This window comes from Alcaligenes sp. Me129 (genome assembly GCF_050487245.1).
Lineage (GTDB): Bacteria > Pseudomonadota > Gammaproteobacteria > Burkholderiales > Burkholderiaceae_B > Alcaligenes > Alcaligenes phenolicus.
This window is the reverse complement of record NZ_JBKQGX010000005.1, coordinates 1-14,806: the sequence shown is the minus strand read 5'-3', so window position 1 is coordinate 14,806 and position 14,806 is coordinate 1. Positions and strand designations below refer to the sequence as shown.

Genomic DNA, 14,806 nt, shown 5'->3' with positions numbered 1-14,806 from the left:
ATCACCTATTATGTTTGATAAAAAATCCGCAATTAGTCTGAGCAACCCGATTTACAAACGCAGGCAGGTGTTTAACCGCCTGATGCTGGGTGTGTCTTTTACTGCCTTGATCTTCGGCCTGTTCTGGCTGTTCTGGATCATCTGGACCCTGATCGAAAAGGGCAGCAGTGCCATGGCCTGGTCCCTGCTGTTTGAAAGCACCCCGCCTCCTGGTGGTGAGGGTGGTTTGCTGAACGCCATTGTCGGCAGCGTCATGATGGCTGGCGTCGGTACTCTGATCGGCACACCTATCGGCATTCTGGCCGGCACCTATCTGGCCGAATACGGTCAGCGTGGCTGGCTGGCTCCGGCCACCCGCTTTTTGAACGACGTGCTGTTGTCGGCACCGTCCATCATTATTGGTCTGTTCATCTATGCCGTATACGTGGCACAGGTGGGGCACTATTCGGGTTGGGCCGGTTCCTTGGCTTTGGCTATTTTGGTGATCCCCGTGGTGGTACGTTCCACAGACAATATGTTGATGCTGGTTCCCAACGGTCTGCGCGAAGCTGCGGCGGCTCTGGGCTGCCCCAAGTGGAAGATTGTGATGTCCATCTCCTACCGTGCTGCCTTGCCCGGTATCGTGACGGGCGTTCTGCTGGCTGTGGCTCGTATTGCGGGTGAAACGGCTCCCTTGTTGTTCACCGCCTTGAACAACCAGTTCATGTCCCTGAACATGAACGCGCCGCTGGCCAACTTGCCAGTGGTGATTTTCCAATATGCTGCCAGCCCCTTTGAGGACTGGAACCGTCTGGCCTGGGCAGGTGCGGTGCTGATTACCTTGCTGGTCTTGGGTATCAATATCCTGGCTCGCAGCCTTTTCCGCCAAAAATAACGTTTTCACGGAGCGCCCTAGTCGGCCAACGCTATGAGTCAAATTATTACCTCCGACGAATCGACCAAGATTGAAATCCGCAACCTGAATTTCTTCTATGGCAAATTCCATGCCTTGCGCAATGTGAACATGTCTATCAAGGAAAAGAAGGTCACGGCCTTTATCGGACCATCCGGTTGCGGTAAATCCACCTTGCTGCGCACGCTGAACCGCATGTACGAGCTGTACCCCGGCCAGCGCGCTGAAGGTGAAATCCTGCTGGACAATGAAAACCTGCTGACTTCCAAGCAGGACATTTCCCTGATCCGCGCCAAAGTGGGCATGGTGTTCCAGAAACCGACACCGTTCCCCATGAGCATTTATGACAACGTAGCCTTTGGCGTGCGTTTGTTCGAGCGCCTGAGCAAAGGCGAAATGGACGAGCGCGTGGAGTGGGCCTTGTCCAAAGCCGCGCTGTGGAACGAAGTGAAAGACAAGCTGCACCAAAGCGGTAACGGCCTGTCCGGTGGTCAGCAACAGCGTCTGTGTATTGCCCGTGGTGTGGCGATCAAACCCGAAGTTCTGCTGCTGGACGAGCCTTGCTCGGCACTGGACCCGATTTCCACGGCCAAGATTGAAGAGCTGATTGCTGAACTGAAAGCGGATTACACCGTGGTGATCGTGACCCACAACATGCAGCAAGCGGCACGTTGCTCGGATTACACCGCCTATATGTATCTGGGCGAGTTGATGGAGTTTGGTGAAACTGACCAGATCTTCGTGAAGCCCGCTCGCAAGGAAACCGAAGACTACATCACGGGTCGTTTCGGTTAATCAGACGGATGCGGGCAGAGCGGCCTTGCAGTGCTTTGCCTGGAGTTTGAATAAAGCCATACCCCCACATCGGGACAGTCGTTCCTGTGTGGCACACACCCCAATCGCTGGATTTACGTCCAAGGATTGGGGTGTTTTTTTATCCATTGGGGCGGCGATACAGTGTTGGCTCCAGTAAAGGGAGTAGCGACGGCCTTGTGTTGTGCGGGTGCCGCCTGCAGCTAGTGCCTTTACTGGCTCAATTTGCGTAAAGCATGACGTATGACTTTGCCGGTGGTTGTCATGGGCAGGGCATCGACAAACTCAATCAGCCGTGGGTACTCATGTGCAGCCACCCGGCGTTTGATGTGCTCCTGAATCTCCTTGACCAGTTCCTGGGACGGTTCGATATCCTCCTTCAGCACCACAAAAGCTTTCACGACTTCGGTGCGTTCGGGGTCGGGGACACCGATCACTGCCGCCATGGCGACAGCGGGATGCCCCATCAGGCCATCCTCAATCGGGCCGGGCCCAATGCGGTAGCCGGAGCTGGTGATGACATCATCATCGCGGCCTACGAACTGGATATAGCCATCCTCGTCCTGCATGCCTTTGTCGCCGGTCAGCAGCCAGTCGCCTACAAATTTCTCGCGAGTGGCCTCGGGTCGTTGCCAGTAGCCCAGGAACATAACCGGATCGGGTGCTCGCACGGCAATATGGCCTTCGATGCCGGGTTTCTGAATTTGCCCCTGATCATCCACAATCGCGACCTTGTGACCAGGCACGGCCTTGCCGATCTTGCCCGCCTGTCCTGGAAACCAGGCCGAGCAAGAGGACACGATCATATTGCACTCGGTTTGTCCGTAGAACTCGTTGATGGTGATGCCCAGTTCCTGCTTCGCCCAATCCAGCAACTGTACGCCTAGTGACTCCCCGCCACTGGCAATGGATTGCAGCTTCAAAGGCCATTGCTCGCGTGACCATTGGCTGCGACGCAGCATTTTCAGGGCAGTAGGGGGCAGGAAAGTATGCGTGACACCGTGCTCGGACATCAGTTTCCAGGTAGCCTCAGCATCGAATTTGGGGAAGCGGTAGGCCAGCACGGGTATGCCGTGATGCCAGGCCGGTAGCAGCACATCCAGCAGGCCGCCAATCCAGGCCCAGTCGGCGGGCGTCCACATCAGGCCTTCGCCTGTGGGCAGGAAGTTGTGCGACATCTCTACGCCCGGCAGATGCCCCAGCAGCACGCGGTGGGCATGTAGAGCACCTTTGGCCGAACCTGTGGTGCCGGAGGTATAGATCAGCACGGCAGGGTCGTCTGCGCGGGTGTTCAATGTGCGCGGTGCCGGTTCGGGGTGGGCGGCAATGGCTTGCCATAAGGAAAGTGCATCGCCCTGATCCTGCTGGCTGTCACTTTGGTAAAGATGTTTGAGCTGTGGCAGGTGCTCGCGCAAGGGCAACACCGTCTCCAGGCCTTGTTGATCGGTAATCAAGGTGCTGGCACCGGAATCATTCAGCCTGTAGCGCAGCGCGTCCGTGCCAAACAGGGTGAACAAGGGCATGGCAATGGCGCCAATCTTGTAGGTCGCCAAATGCGCCAGCGCCGTTTCGAGTCCTTGAGCCAGAAAGATGGCGATACGGTCGCCTGCCTGAATACCCTGGGCTTGCCAGGCAGCCGCTAAAGAATCGGACCAGGCTTTGAGCTGATCGAAGGTGTAGCGTTTGATCTGACCATCGGGCAATTGCTGGATCAGGGCCAGACGCCCGGACCCGTCAGCCCATTTGTCGCAGGTGTCGTGAGCGATGTTGTAGTGCTCGGGGATGGACCAGTGAAATTCCGAGTAGCTTTGTGAGTAAACCGAATCAGCAGACAGCATGAGAGACACTTTTCCAAAAGGTGAAACAGACTCCCATCCTAACGCCTTGAGCGGGATGACCCTATCCGGGCTAATCAGTAGAAAAGAAAAACGGCGCTGGGGGGGCGCCGTTTTTCGTCCTGCTACCGACTTCTACTGCTAAAACAACTGCGTGTTGTCACTGCTACTGCTTGCGAACATCAACTGCTTAGGGGAAAGTGATGTGATGATCAGGACTTGGTGGCCTCTTTCGTGGCGCTGTCACGTTGTTGATCGTGACCGGAGCGGTGGCCGCGACGATGCTGACCGTCGTTCTTGCGCTCTACAACCGTAAACTCGCCATTGGCACCCTCGGAACGGACACGTACAACCTTGCCGTCCTTATCGACCACCATGGCCATGATGTTGTCGCCTCGCTGATGCAGGCTGCCCACTTTGGTGTAGCCGGCATCTTTCAGGCGCTGGTAGGCGGGACCGATATCGGTGACTTGATCAGCGGTCAGCGGTTTGTGGTCGCGGGCCTGACGGGCTTGTTTCTGCGTGCTCTGTGTTTGGGCTGCGCTTGTGGCTTCCTGTGCAATGGCAGCGGTGCCACCCAACAGACTTGCGCTCAATACCAGGGCAGAAAAGAGGGAAGTGCGTTTCATGTATAGCTCCTTCATGTAATCAAAAAGTGGTGCTGTCAGATTCCTGGGTAGCTTCCTTTTGAGGTGGGAAGGTTTGTTTGTCCTGTCAGCCTGGTGCCCATTATGGACAGGTGGCTCTGAATCTAAACTGAAGCCGCTGTTCATGTTATGTTCATCCGCAGCTTGCTATATAAGGGGGAGTGATCGTTTGATCCCTCTTTTTTTTCTGCACGTACCGATTCTTATGACGTCCATTAAACAATCCGCCTTGCTGATGAGTTTGGCCGCCGTTTTGACGGCGGTGATGCCATTGGCACTGGCCCATTCTCACGATTATCTTGACTGCGGCAGCAAAAAGCAGAAGGGTGATTCGTCGTGGGACAGGGATCAGCGTTCGGATTGGTCTGGACATGATTACCTCGGGGACGATGACTGTTTTCGTCGTTTGCCCCCTCCGCCGCCTCCACCCCCGCCTCCCCCTCCTAACGAGCGTTTCGGCCCCAGCCCGTACTGGCCTCCGGGCCCGGCCTATCGGGGCCACGATCAGGCCCGCGAAGCCGTGCGCCGTGGAGAAGCCTTGCCGCTGCGGGAAGTCCTGAAGCGGGTGCGCGAGACCTATCCCGGACGAGTGCTGCGTGTGCAGTTTGAATATGACGAGCGCTTTGAGCTTTGGGTGTATGACTTGCGTATGCTGGTTGACGACAATCGCCTGTTGCGTCTGAAAGTGGACGCCTTGACCGCCAAAGTGTTGCTTGTGCGCGGCGTGAAACGCTCGCATTCCCGAGGACATTAAGATGCGGATACTGGTTGTTGAAGACGAACCTACCTTGGCAGCGCAATTGCAGCAGGCTCTGGAACGGGCTGGCTATGCCGTTCAGGTGGCTCATGATGGTGAGCAAGGCCATTATCAAGGCGAGGTAGAAGCCTTTGATGCGGTAGTTCTGGATCTGGGTTTGCCGGGCATGGATGGGGTATCAGTCTTGCGTCGTTGGCGTGCTTCGGATATCAATATGCCGGTGCTGATTCTGACCGCACGCAATGATTGGCACGACAAGGTCGAAGGTATGGATGCGGGTGCCGACGATTACGTGGCCAAACCCTTTCACATGGAAGAGCTGCTGGCTCGTATGCGCGCTTTGCTGCGCCGTGCGGCCGGTCAGGCGAACCCACGTTTGCAGCTGGGCAAATTGGAGCTGGACGCGCGCTCGTCCTCGATCAGTTGTGCGGGCATGGTCTTGTCGCTGACCAGCCATGAATACCGTTTGCTGGCGTTCATGATGCATCACCCTGGCCAAGTGCTGTCGCGTACTCAACTGACCGAGCATATTTACTCTCAGGACTTCGAGCGCGACTCCAATACCATCGAGGTTTTTATCGGCCGTCTGCGCAAGAAATTGCCCGCCGGTTATATCGAAACGGTGCGAGGTATGGGCTACCGTCTGGTGGACCCTGAAGCATGATCGCCTTGCGGGGTCATACCATTCTGGGCTCTCTGCGTGGCCGCCTGCTGCTGGGGACTTTGGCCTGGATTCTGATCAGTATTGTTCTGGCCGGTTTGGGCCTGAACCGCTTGTTTCAAGACCACGTTTACCGTCAGTTCGAGCAGCGTTTGCAAACCCACCTGGACCAGATCATGGCGGACGTGAATCTGGACAATGCGGATGGGGTGACTTTGCAATCGCGCCTGAGCGATCCTTTATTTGAGCAGCCTTATTCGGGCATGTACTGGCAGATTGCCCGCCAGGAAGCGGGCAGTGAGCAGTGGACGGTGGTTTTGCGCTCGACGTCCTTGTGGGACGAGGCGCTGGATGTGAATGCTCCCGATTCGCCCAATGGCGTCTTGTCGCTGACGGGGCCGGAAAAGCAACGCCTGGTTGTGTTGCGTCAGGAGCTGGACGAGGTGAATGACAAGGGACAAAGCTTGCAGATCATGGTGGCCGGCAACCGGGAGCTGCTGGCCGAACCATTAGCCCGTTTTGAGCGGATTCTGTTCCTGTCGCTAGGTGGTTTGGCCGTGGGTTTGATCCTGGCGGCAATCTTGCAAGTGGTGCTGGCCTTGTACCCTCTGCATCTTTTGCGACGTCGTTTGCTGGATGTGCAGGAGGGGCGGGAGCCACAAGTCAGTGGCAATTTCCCCAGTGAAATTCAACCCTTGGTGGATGATTTCAATGCTGTACTCAGTGCTAATGCGGGTATGGTGGATCGCGCACGGGCGCAGGCGGGAAATCTTGCCCATGCGGTCAAAACCCCGCTAACAATTATGGGCAACGCCGCGCAAGCCGAAGATCCGCATTTGGCGGCTTTGGTTAGTGAGCAGGTGGCCTTGGCCCAGCGTCAGGTTGACCACCACTTGTCTCGTGCACGGGCCATGGCGGTACGCGCCATAGGTGTGCGTACGGATGTGTCTAGTTGTCTGCAGTCCTTGTGTCGGGTGATGGGGCGTTTGCATAGCGACAAGCAGATTCATCTGGATTTACCCGATCAGGAGTTGATCTTTAAAGGCGAAGAGCAGGACTTGCAGGAGATGGCTGGAAACCTGTTGGATAACGCCTGCAAATGGGCGACGCAGAATGTGTGGTGTCAGGTGTGGCAGCAGGACAATGTGCTGCATCTGGTGGTGGAAGATGATGGTCCTGGCCTGGAGCCGGAGCAGTTGGAGCGTGTGTTTGGTCGTGGCCAGCGTGCGGATGAGCGACATCCAGGCTTTGGATTGGGACTGGATATTGTGCGTGAGCTCGCGCGCAGCTATCAGGGGAAGGTGCAAGCCAGTGCGTCGGAGAAAGGGGGGTTACGACTGGATTTGACCTTGGCGAGTTAAGGTAGGAAGCCAGGTGCCAACGCCAACTAACTTTAACTCCCGTGCAAGTGCAGTAGCGTCGAGCGTAGAGGTACCTGAGACCAGCGGACTGAGTGGCTAGGGCGAACAAGGGGGGGGCAGGTGGGGGTTATGCTTGATCATCCATGAAAAACGCCCGGCGAAGCGGGCGTTTTTCAGCACATGAATCGGGCCAGCCTTAGTTCCAGGGGCCGCCATCGCCACCCAGGCTGTAGCGTCCGGCGCCAATCAAGCCGACTGTGAGCGCGCCAATCAGGAACATGCCTTGCAACTCCAAGGCCCAAATACCTTGGGCATTGAAACTGCCGATCTGGTTGCTATGGGCCAGCAACAAGGCAATGACCATGTTCATGGCTACAATCAAACCGCCGGCACGGGCGTAAAAACCCAGAATCATCAGGACGGGAGCAATCACTTCGCCTATGTACACGCCCCAGGCCAGAAAGCCGGGCATATTGTTGGCGATCAGCATTCTTTCGATTCCTCCGATGCCATAACGTATCTTGGCGATGCCGTGCAGCAGGATCAACACACCGACCGTGACACGCAGCAAGAGTTTTCCAAGATCATCACGAGACATACAGGCGCTCCATTATGTAGTGGGACAGGAAGGTGCGTTATTGTAGAAGACCGGGTTCTTAAAAGTATGACGGAGCATTTACATGACACAAAAGCAGGCTGTCGCAGCAGAACTGGCCCCCAGCGGGGTTTTACGTGTTGCCATGAATTATGGCAATCCCGTCCTGGCCCAACGCGGTGCCAATGAGCAGTCGCCCAAAGGGGTCTCGGCGGACCTGGCGCGCAGTGTGGCGCAAGAGCTGGGCCTGAGCGTGCAATTTCATGGCTACGATGCGGCCCAGGCTGTCGTAGAGGCGGTCTACAGGGACGAGTGGGATCTGGCTTTTTTGGCGATTGATCCCAAGCGTGCGGAAAAGATTCGCTTCAGTGAAGCCTATGTGCATATCGAAGGCACCTATCTGGTGCGTGACGAGTCCGCCTTTCAGAACGTGGATCAGCTGGATCAGCAAGGCGTGTGCATTGCCGTTGGCAAAGGGGCGGCCTACGATTTGTTCCTGAGCCGTCATTTAAAACATGCCGATCTGGTACGGGCAACGACCTCTGCCGATGCGATTGATCTGTTTGTGGAAGAAGAGCTGGATGCCGCTGCGGGCGTACGACAGCCTTTGGAGCGCTATGCCCGCTCCCGCAGCGGCTTGCGTGTGCTGCCCGACAGTTTCACTGTGATTCGTCAGGCCATGGCGGTGCCGTCAGAGCGTACGCTGGCCCATGCCTGGGTTGAGGCCTTTATTGCCCGGCAGAAAAAGGAAGGGATGGTGGCGCAGTTCCTGGCTGATAGCGGTCAGGCGAATGTCACCGTACCGGAATAGGCGCAAGGCGCGTATTCAATTCGTCTTGCAGGGCCTGTCTGAACAGGGCCTGCGCCTTGCCCACATCCTGTCCCTTGGATTGCAGAAGATAAATGGGCAAGTCCAGACCATTGCTGCCGGTAGAGAACTGGATACGGTGCAAACGGCCAGACTCCAGTGAGGGCCGCAGGCAAGACAAGGGCAGATTTGCCCAACCCAATCCCCGTTCCACCAGTTCCAGTGTCATGGGCAGACTGTCCGTTTTCCATTGACGCAGGCTAAGCATGGAGCGGTCCTTGCGTATATCCTTGTCGGGGCTGGTAATCACAATCTGCCGGTAGGCTTTCAAATCTTCCAGGGGCCTGGGGCTATCCTGTAGCAAGGGATGGCCAGGTGCAGCGACAGCGCTAATGGTTTCGGTCCACAGCGATTGCACAATCCCCACGCTTTCCAGTTCCCGCCCGCCATAGGCAATGCACAGATCCAGCTCGCGCTTTTGCAATGCTTCGACCAGTGCGTCTTGGGGCGCGGTTCGCAGTTCTATGTCCAGACCGGGATAGCGTTGCTCCAGAGCCTGCAAGGCAATCAACGCCGGTTCGGGATCGACATCGCACACGATACCCAGCCGTAAATGGCTTTCCAATCCCCCCGATAATTCCTGCAAATGCAGTCGCAAACTCTGCAAGCGGCTGGCGATCAGCTTGGCGTCGGGCAGCATGGCCAGTAGTTCGGCCGTGGGTACAGGTTCACGTCGGCTGCGGTCAAAAAGCGACAGATCCAGCTCGGCCTCCAGATTGGCCACGGCCATGCTGACGGCCGATTGTGTGCGGCGCAACGCCCGCGCGGCGGCGGAGAAGGAGCCGTGTTCAACCACGGCAAGCAAGAGCTCAAGATGATCACTGGTAAGCATGGCTAAACCATAAGTAAAACTGATGGAATCTGACTTTTTCTAGAAGCTGTACTGCGGATAATCATGCTTTCTGAGCTTTTGATCAAGGATATTTATCGTGCAGGGATGGAAAAGAAGAGTCGTCTACATAGGGATGTTCGAGTTGCTGGGCATGATGGTAGCGGCAACCGTATTGGGGCACTTGAGTGGGGCAGGGGCCATGGAAAGCGGGATGCTGTCTTTCATGATCAGCACCTGCGCGGTATCGGTGAACCTGTTCTACAACATGCTGTTTGAAGCCTGGGAGCGCCGTCGTCAGATTCAGGCGCGTACGTTCTGGCACCGGGTGCTGCACGTGGCCGGTTTTCAGATTGTGCTGGTGTCTTTGCTGATCCCGCTGATTGCGTGGTGGCTGAATGTCAGCTTGTGGAAAGCTTTTTTGATGGAAGCGGTGTTGCTGGCTTTCTTTCCCATCTTCGCCTTTATCTACAACTGGGCATTTGATTCTATTTTTGGTTTGCCCGACTCGGTGGGTGTGAGCGCCAGCCAAAGTTAAATGACGCAGTGAACCGAACTGGCAAAACTAAAAGGCCTTGCAGATTGCTCTGCAAGGCCTTTGAATTTTTTGGTCGGGGCGGCGGGATTCGAACTCGCGACCCTCTGGTCCCAAACCAGATGCGCTACCAGGCTGCGCTACGCCCCGACTAAGAAAAAAATTATATCCCGTCGTGGTGAACTTGGCAAGCATAGGCCCACATCAAAAAGGGGCTTGCACGCATTTATCGGGAGTCAGCTAATTTTCAGCCCTGTAAAGATGTGTTTCTTATGTTGGGCTTAAACATTTTAGGTGCTTATAGTTAAGTGACAAGCTGATCATAAGGCATTGTGTTCTTTGTTTTTTTCCACACGAGTAGCATTCATGCACCGGGGGCAGGCAAAGAAGTTGGGGGCGAATGCTGCTCATCATTTTTCCAAAAGGAGAAAGGACGATGAGCCAAGTTTCACAGGGTGGAATACTGACACGGCGACATTTCCTGACGATGGTCGGGTATGCCGCAGGTGGCGCGGCCATGTATCAGGCCATGATGCGTCTGGGCCATGCGGCGGAGGGCAGTTACGATGGCCCGATTCGCCTGGAAGGCAAGCCCAAGCCAGGGACCTCTGTGGTGATCCTGGGGGCGGGTCTGGCTGGCATGGTGGCCGCTTTGGAGCTGCGCAACGCAGGGTACAAAGTCAAAATCCTGGAGTTTCGGGAAAAAGTGGGGGGGCGCAACTGGTCCTTGCATGGCGGGGACAGCTATACCGAGCTGGGGGGCGCCAAGCAGGATGTCAAGTTCGACAAGGATCAATACATCAACCCCGGCCCGTGGCGGATTCCTTTCCATCACCGGGCCTTGCTGGATTATTGCAAGCGGCTGAAAGTCAGGCTGGAACCGTTTATCCAGTACAACTACAACGCCTATCTGCATAGCAAAGAGCATTTTGGTGGCAAGCCTCAGCGGTTTCGCCATATCCACGCGGATTTTCAGGGGCAGGTCTCCGAGCTCTTGTCCAAAGCCATTAATACTCAGTCGCTGGATGCACCCTTGTCCAAGGAGGATCAGGAAAAGCTGCTGGAAGCCTTGCGCAGCTGGGGGGCCTTGGACAAGAACATGGCTTATGTGAAAGGCCATGCCAGTTCCGAGGTACGTGGTTTTGAGCGTGATCCGGGAGGTGGTCTGAATGCACAACCCGAGTTTTCCGAGCCTTTGAAACTGGCCGATATTGTGCGCTCCAGTGTTTGGCACAATATGGGCATTCATGATCTGTACGAGTTCCAGCAGACCATGTTTCAGCCGGTGGGTGGGATGGACCAGATCGGCGCTGCTTTTGGCAAAGAGCTGGAGGGCCTGTTTACCTTTAATGCCAAGGTCACTGCGATCAAGCAGAGCGATGGCAAGGTGACGGTTAGCTACAAGGATCAAAGCAAGGGCAGCGAGCACACTGAAACAGCAGACTGGTGCGTATGTACCATTCCCTTGTCGATTCTGAGCCAGATAGATCTGGATGCCAGCAAGGAAATGCACGCTGCCATTGACGCTGTGCCCTACGCTCCCTCGGTCAAGATCGGGCTGCAGTTCAAACGGCGCTTCTGGGAAGATGATGACGCGATCTATGGCGGCATCAGTTATACCGACCTGCCCATCACACAAATCTCTTACCCCAGTGGCGGCATGATGGCCGGTGGCAAAGGCGTATTGCTGGGGGGGTATATGTTCGGTCCCAGCGCCGTGGAATGGTCGTCGCTCAGTCCCGAGGATCGGGTCAAGAAGGCCCTGGCATATGGTGCGCAAATCCACCCTCAATATAAGGATGAGTTCGAGAGTGGGGTGGCGGTCGCCTGGCACCGCGTTCCCTGGACATTGGGCTGCTATGGCATGTGGACGGACCAGACACGGGCCGCGCACTACGAGAACCTGTGCCAGATTGATGGTCGACTGGTTTTGGCGGGTGAGCACGCTTCTTACGTCAACGCCTGGCAGGAAGGCGCGATCCTGTCGTCCCTGAACGCGATTTCCCGCTTGCATAGCCATATTGTGGGTAATCAACAAGCCGATTCCAAAGGAGCCTAGTCATGATGATGCGATCTCTAGCGGTTTTTCTGGCCTCGGGACTGTTGACCATCAGCCATGCGGATACGGCGGTGGTAGGGGGTGATACGGTGGTCTTTACCCAGAAAACCGGCCAGGAAATTTATGAGCAGGTCTGTGCGTCTTGCCACATGATCGATGGCAAGGGCGCTCAAGGGGCGGGCATGTATCCGTCCCTGTCCAAGAATCCGAAACTGGGGGCGCCTGCTTATGTGGTGTTCATGGTGAACCAGGGCAATAAGGGCATGCCCGGTTTTGGTGGCGTACTCAATGACGAGCAAATAGCCGAAGTCGTCAACTATGTGCGTTCCCACTTGGGCAATGAGTTCAGTGACAAGATTACGGCCAAGGACGTGGCAGGCCAGCGTCCCAAGGACCACCAGTACTTTGATCTGAACTGATCAAAGGCTGCTTGTCGTCATGCTGACACCTGATTGGAGCACGGTCTTCGCACTGGAAATACCTGTGTTGGAGTCCGTGCTGCGAGGCACAGTGGTGTACTTTGTTCTGTTCGTCCTGCTGCGGCTGGCAGGACGACGTGAACTGGGATCGCTGGGCGTTGCGGACCTGTTGATTCTTTTGCTGATTGCCGATGCCAGTGGTAATGCGATGTCAGGCGGCAGCAATTCCTTGACGGATGGTCTGCTGGTGGCCGCAACCATTGTGGCCTGGGGGTACATAGTCGATTGGCTGATGTACCGATTCCCGGCGCTCAATGCACTAGCCACTCCGCGCAAAGTGTGTGTGGTCAGGGACGGGCAATTGCAGTGGCGCAATATGCGTCGGGAGTTTGTGACCCGCGATGAAATCCTGAGTGAAATGCGTTTGGCCGGAATCCAGTCGCTGGAAGAGGTAGCGGCGGCTTATATTGAGCCTAATGGCAAACTCAGCTTTTTGAAGGACACATCCGTGTAGTGTGAACGGGTAAGGAACAGGCGGGGCTGAAGGCTCAGGCCCGATAGCCCTGCGAAATCCATTGCATGCAGAAAATAAAGGTGAACACCGCTACGGGGAAGGGCAGCAAGGCAAAAAGCCGAATAGCCAGACTGCGAGTTTGTCCGCGCAGGCCACGCTTGTAAACATAGAGGCCGATCAGGCAGGCGATCAGGGGGAAGAGAAAGACTGGCAGGAGCAGAAACAGGGTAGGGACGGTCAGGAGGCACAGCAGTAAGGCCAGGCTGCTCAGACCTAGAATTTTTGAATTGCTCATTTCCGATTCCTGATCAGGGTAGGTCGTCAGAGCATAACGCAAATAAGGCGATGCCCTGGGAGCAGGCAAAGAAAAAGGCTTAGTTCACTGTGCAATGAACTAAGCCTTTAATTCTTTAATGGTCGGGGCGGCGGGATTCGAACTCGCGACCCTCTGGTCCCAAACCAGATGCGCTACCAGGCTGCGCTACGCCCCGACTAAAGACAAACATAGTAGAACGAATTCAGGACTTCGTCAAGCCCTGAGCCCTAGGTTTTAGCGTTTTTGCAGGTGGGGCAGGGTGTAAGCCTGTTCGTGATACGCCCAGCTAGGCCAGAGCACGTGGGCAAGGGCTTCCTTGGCCAGCCCTTCGTCTATCTGTTCCAGCGGCTCGTACTTGTCCGGCGCGGTATAGCGATACTGACAAGGCGGCAGGTGTGGCATCAGCACGGTCAGGATGTCGCCTTTCAAATAGCCATAGTTCTCGAAGTACTGCATCATGGCCCGGTCGCTGTCCTGCTGGGTCAGGTCGCGCCCGATCATGGGGTGCTCGCTTTCAATGCCCATCAGAGATAGCAGGGTGGGAGCCAGGTCAATCTGGCTCATGATGCGTTCGTCCTGACGGCTGGGAACGCCTGCGCCCAGAATCAGGGCAGGAATATGGAAGTGACGCACAGGCACCAGATTGGCACCGCCCACGCGCGAGTCATGGTCGGCCACGATCAAGAATACTGTGTTGTCCCAATAGTCGGATTCACGCGCTTTCTTGAAGAAGTCCCCAATGGCCCAGTCGGCGTAACGTACCGTGTTCTCTACCGTGGCGGGATCGCCTTCCACCTGAATACGGCCAGCCGGGTATTCCCAAGGCGAGTGGTTGCTGACGGAGAACGCCAGCGTCAGGGTGGGTTGCTCCTTGTCCTGGCTTAGCAACTGGTGCAACTTGTTGAACATATCCTCGTCGCTGGCGCCCCAGGTGCCGACGAACTCGGGGGACTCAAAGCTGGATTGCTCATGCAGCTCATCAAAGCCATTGCCCAGGAAAAAGCTCTTCATATTGTCAAAGTGGGCTTCGCCGCCATAGATAAAGCGTGAGCGGTAACCTTGTTCCTTGAGCAATTGGGCCAGGGTAAAAAAGCGGGTTTGCGAGCCGGGCAGGCGCAGTACAGCGTCTGCCACGGTTGGGGGGAAACCGGCAGAAACCGCTTCCAGACCCCGTACCGAACGCGTGCCGGTAGCGTAGGCGCGGCGAAAGTTCCAGCCCGTTTGGGCCAGTTTGTCCAGTTCGGGGGTTAGATTGGCGCCGCCCAGATTGCTGACATATTGCGCCCCCAGGCTCTCCTCCACGATCAGGACCAGATTGGGTTTGCGCTCACGTTTTTGCACTGGCGTCTGACGATGCAGGGTGGGGAGTGTGTCAGGGCCAGCCGGCAAGGCAGCCGCATCGCGCACGATCTGGTTCATTTCTGCGACGTCCAGGCCACCGTAAATATCCTCGGCCGAGCGCTCGTTTTTCATGCTGTAGATGGCGTAGGCCACGTTATACAGCGAGTTCAAGGGCAGCGTGTTGAGCATGCTGTCGCTGCTCCAGGCGACCGAAGAAGGATTGATGGGGCGGTGGGCCAAGGTGCCCCGAATTGCCAGGATGCACAGGGCCGCAGCAATCAGCATCCCCCCCGCTGTCAGAATAGTTGGAACCTCAGTTGCTGTTAGAGTCCCAAACCATTGGGGGCAAAGAGAAGGTTCCGAT

At 56.2% G+C, this 14,806-nt stretch carries 16 protein-coding genes and 2 tRNA genes; 10 read left to right on the top strand and 8 right to left on the bottom strand.

Annotated features, from left to right (window positions below; genetic code table 11):
- Positions 1–10: 10 nt before the first annotated feature.
- A complete protein-coding gene (gene pstA, locus ACLPGZ_RS06885; protein ID WP_022983498.1) occupies positions 11–874 on the top strand; it encodes a phosphate ABC transporter permease PstA in 864 nt (287 codons plus the stop codon).
- A gap of 33 nt (positions 875–907) precedes the next feature.
- Positions 908–1,687: a phosphate ABC transporter ATP-binding protein PstB gene (pstB, locus tag ACLPGZ_RS06880; RefSeq protein ID WP_009463840.1), complete on the top strand. Its 780-nt coding sequence runs from the start codon at positions 908–910 to the stop codon at positions 1,685–1,687.
- A 230-nt stretch (positions 1,688–1,917) separates the two neighbouring features.
- Here pstB and ACLPGZ_RS06875 read toward each other — a convergent pair whose 3' ends face one another.
- Both ACLPGZ_RS06875 and ACLPGZ_RS06870 read right to left on the bottom strand, forming a co-directional pair.
- Positions 1,918–3,543 carry an acyl-CoA synthetase gene (locus ACLPGZ_RS06875; protein WP_239055198.1) on the bottom strand — a complete coding sequence of 542 codons (1,626 nt, stop codon included), beginning with the start codon at positions 3,541–3,543 and terminating at the stop codon, positions 1,918–1,920.
- A 209-nt stretch (positions 3,544–3,752) separates the two neighbouring features.
- Positions 3,753–4,169, bottom strand: coding sequence for a hypothetical protein (locus ACLPGZ_RS06870; protein ID WP_035270962.1), 417 nt, complete (start codon positions 4,167–4,169; stop codon positions 3,753–3,755).
- Positions 4,170–4,392: 223 nt separating this feature from the next.
- Here ACLPGZ_RS06870 and ACLPGZ_RS06865 point away from each other — a divergent pair, with 223 nt between their 5' ends.
- The 3 genes from ACLPGZ_RS06865 to ACLPGZ_RS06855 are packed head-to-tail and all read left to right on the top strand — an operon-like array spanning position 4,393 to position 6,966.
- On the top strand, positions 4,393–4,941 hold the full coding sequence (locus ACLPGZ_RS06865) for a PepSY domain-containing protein (RefSeq protein ID WP_239055199.1): 549 nt from the start codon (positions 4,393–4,395) through the stop codon (positions 4,939–4,941).
- Position 4,942: 1 nt separating this feature from the next.
- Positions 4,943–5,608: a response regulator transcription factor gene (locus ACLPGZ_RS06860; RefSeq protein WP_009457946.1), complete on the top strand. Its 666-nt coding sequence runs from the start codon at positions 4,943–4,945 to the stop codon at positions 5,606–5,608.
- Positions 5,605–6,966, top strand: coding sequence for a sensor histidine kinase (locus ACLPGZ_RS06855; RefSeq protein ID WP_239055200.1), 1,362 nt, complete (start codon positions 5,605–5,607; stop codon positions 6,964–6,966). The genes ACLPGZ_RS06860 and ACLPGZ_RS06855 overlap by 4 nt, the downstream gene beginning before the upstream one ends.
- Positions 6,967–7,162: 196 nt before the next feature.
- On the opposite strand, the gene ACLPGZ_RS06850 is transcribed toward ACLPGZ_RS06855, so the two are convergent.
- Positions 7,163–7,564 carry a DoxX family protein gene (locus ACLPGZ_RS06850; protein WP_009457944.1) on the bottom strand — a complete coding sequence of 134 codons (402 nt, stop codon included), beginning with the start codon at positions 7,562–7,564 and terminating at the stop codon, positions 7,163–7,165.
- An 82-nt stretch (positions 7,565–7,646) separates the two neighbouring features.
- On the opposite strand from ACLPGZ_RS06850, the gene ACLPGZ_RS06845 reads away from it, so the two are divergent.
- Positions 7,647–8,372, top strand: coding sequence for a transporter substrate-binding domain-containing protein (locus ACLPGZ_RS06845; protein ID WP_060185658.1), 726 nt, complete (start codon positions 7,647–7,649; stop codon positions 8,370–8,372).
- Here the strand turns inward: ACLPGZ_RS06845 and ACLPGZ_RS06840 are convergent.
- Positions 8,356–9,261: a LysR family transcriptional regulator gene (locus ACLPGZ_RS06840; RefSeq protein WP_035270956.1), complete on the bottom strand. Its 906-nt coding sequence runs from the start codon at positions 9,259–9,261 to the stop codon at positions 8,356–8,358. The genes ACLPGZ_RS06845 and ACLPGZ_RS06840 overlap by 17 nt on opposite strands.
- A gap of 97 nt (positions 9,262–9,358) precedes the next feature.
- On the opposite strand from ACLPGZ_RS06840, the gene ACLPGZ_RS06835 reads away from it, so the two are divergent.
- Positions 9,359–9,796 (top strand): PACE efflux transporter, encoded by a 438-nt coding sequence (locus tag ACLPGZ_RS06835; protein ID WP_009457937.1) that lies wholly within the window; start codon positions 9,359–9,361, stop codon positions 9,794–9,796.
- 70 nt (positions 9,797–9,866) lie between these two features.
- Here the strand turns inward: ACLPGZ_RS06835 and ACLPGZ_RS06830 are convergent.
- Positions 9,867–9,943: transfer RNA gene (locus tag ACLPGZ_RS06830), tRNA-Pro, on the bottom strand.
- A 286-nt stretch (positions 9,944–10,229) separates the two neighbouring features.
- On the opposite strand from ACLPGZ_RS06830, the gene ACLPGZ_RS06825 reads away from it, so the two are divergent.
- Genes ACLPGZ_RS06825 through ACLPGZ_RS06815 form a run of 3 tightly spaced genes read left to right on the top strand, consistent with a single transcriptional unit; the run spans position 10,230 to position 12,785 of the window.
- On the top strand, positions 10,230–11,852 hold the full coding sequence (locus tag ACLPGZ_RS06825) for a flavin monoamine oxidase family protein (protein WP_239055201.1): 1,623 nt from the start codon (positions 10,230–10,232) through the stop codon (positions 11,850–11,852).
- Positions 11,853–11,854: 2 nt separating this feature from the next.
- On the top strand, positions 11,855–12,271 hold the full coding sequence (locus ACLPGZ_RS06820) for a c-type cytochrome (protein WP_026485261.1): 417 nt from the start codon (positions 11,855–11,857) through the stop codon (positions 12,269–12,271).
- A 19-nt stretch (positions 12,272–12,290) separates the two neighbouring features.
- Positions 12,291–12,785, top strand: a complete 495-nt coding sequence (locus tag ACLPGZ_RS06815) for a DUF421 domain-containing protein (protein ID WP_009457931.1) — start codon at positions 12,291–12,293, stop codon at positions 12,783–12,785.
- A gap of 34 nt (positions 12,786–12,819) precedes the next feature.
- Here ACLPGZ_RS06815 and ACLPGZ_RS06810 read toward each other — a convergent pair whose 3' ends face one another.
- The 3 genes from ACLPGZ_RS06810 to ACLPGZ_RS06800 all read right to left on the bottom strand — a co-directional run.
- Positions 12,820–13,080: a hypothetical protein gene (locus ACLPGZ_RS06810; protein ID WP_026485262.1), complete on the bottom strand. Its 261-nt coding sequence runs from the start codon at positions 13,078–13,080 to the stop codon at positions 12,820–12,822.
- A 119-nt stretch (positions 13,081–13,199) separates the two neighbouring features.
- Positions 13,200–13,276, bottom strand: a tRNA-Pro gene (locus tag ACLPGZ_RS06805).
- A gap of 59 nt (positions 13,277–13,335) precedes the next feature.
- A partial coding sequence (locus ACLPGZ_RS06800) for an LTA synthase family protein (RefSeq protein WP_429641106.1) occupies positions 13,336–14,806 on the bottom strand: 1,471 nt, incomplete at its 5' end.

Coding starts and splice junctions, on each gene's coding strand:
- pstA (WP_022983498.1), top strand. CDS start 11: ATGTTTGATAAAAAATCCGCAATTAGTCTGAGCAACCCGATTTACAAA.
- pstB (WP_009463840.1), top strand. CDS start 908: ATGAGTCAAATTATTACCTCCGACGAATCGACCAAGATTGAAATCCGC.
- ACLPGZ_RS06875 (WP_239055198.1), bottom strand. CDS start 3,543: ATGCTGTCTGCTGATTCGGTTTACTCACAAAGCTACTCGGAATTTCAC.
- ACLPGZ_RS06870 (WP_035270962.1), bottom strand. CDS start 4,169: ATGAAACGCACTTCCCTCTTTTCTGCCCTGGTATTGAGCGCAAGTCTG.
- ACLPGZ_RS06865 (WP_239055199.1), top strand. CDS start 4,393: ATGACGTCCATTAAACAATCCGCCTTGCTGATGAGTTTGGCCGCCGTT.
- ACLPGZ_RS06860 (WP_009457946.1), top strand. CDS start 4,943: ATGCGGATACTGGTTGTTGAAGACGAACCTACCTTGGCAGCGCAATTG.
- ACLPGZ_RS06855 (WP_239055200.1), top strand. CDS start 5,605: ATGATCGCCTTGCGGGGTCATACCATTCTGGGCTCTCTGCGTGGCCGC.
- ACLPGZ_RS06850 (WP_009457944.1), bottom strand. CDS start 7,564: ATGTCTCGTGATGATCTTGGAAAACTCTTGCTGCGTGTCACGGTCGGT.
- ACLPGZ_RS06845 (WP_060185658.1), top strand. CDS start 7,647: ATGACACAAAAGCAGGCTGTCGCAGCAGAACTGGCCCCCAGCGGGGTT.
- ACLPGZ_RS06840 (WP_035270956.1), bottom strand. CDS start 9,261: ATGCTTACCAGTGATCATCTTGAGCTCTTGCTTGCCGTGGTTGAACAC.
- ACLPGZ_RS06825 (WP_239055201.1), top strand. CDS start 10,230: ATGAGCCAAGTTTCACAGGGTGGAATACTGACACGGCGACATTTCCTG.
- ACLPGZ_RS06820 (WP_026485261.1), top strand. CDS start 11,855: ATGATGATGCGATCTCTAGCGGTTTTTCTGGCCTCGGGACTGTTGACC.
- ACLPGZ_RS06815 (WP_009457931.1), top strand. CDS start 12,291: ATGCTGACACCTGATTGGAGCACGGTCTTCGCACTGGAAATACCTGTG.
- ACLPGZ_RS06810 (WP_026485262.1), bottom strand. CDS start 13,080: ATGAGCAATTCAAAAATTCTAGGTCTGAGCAGCCTGGCCTTACTGCTG.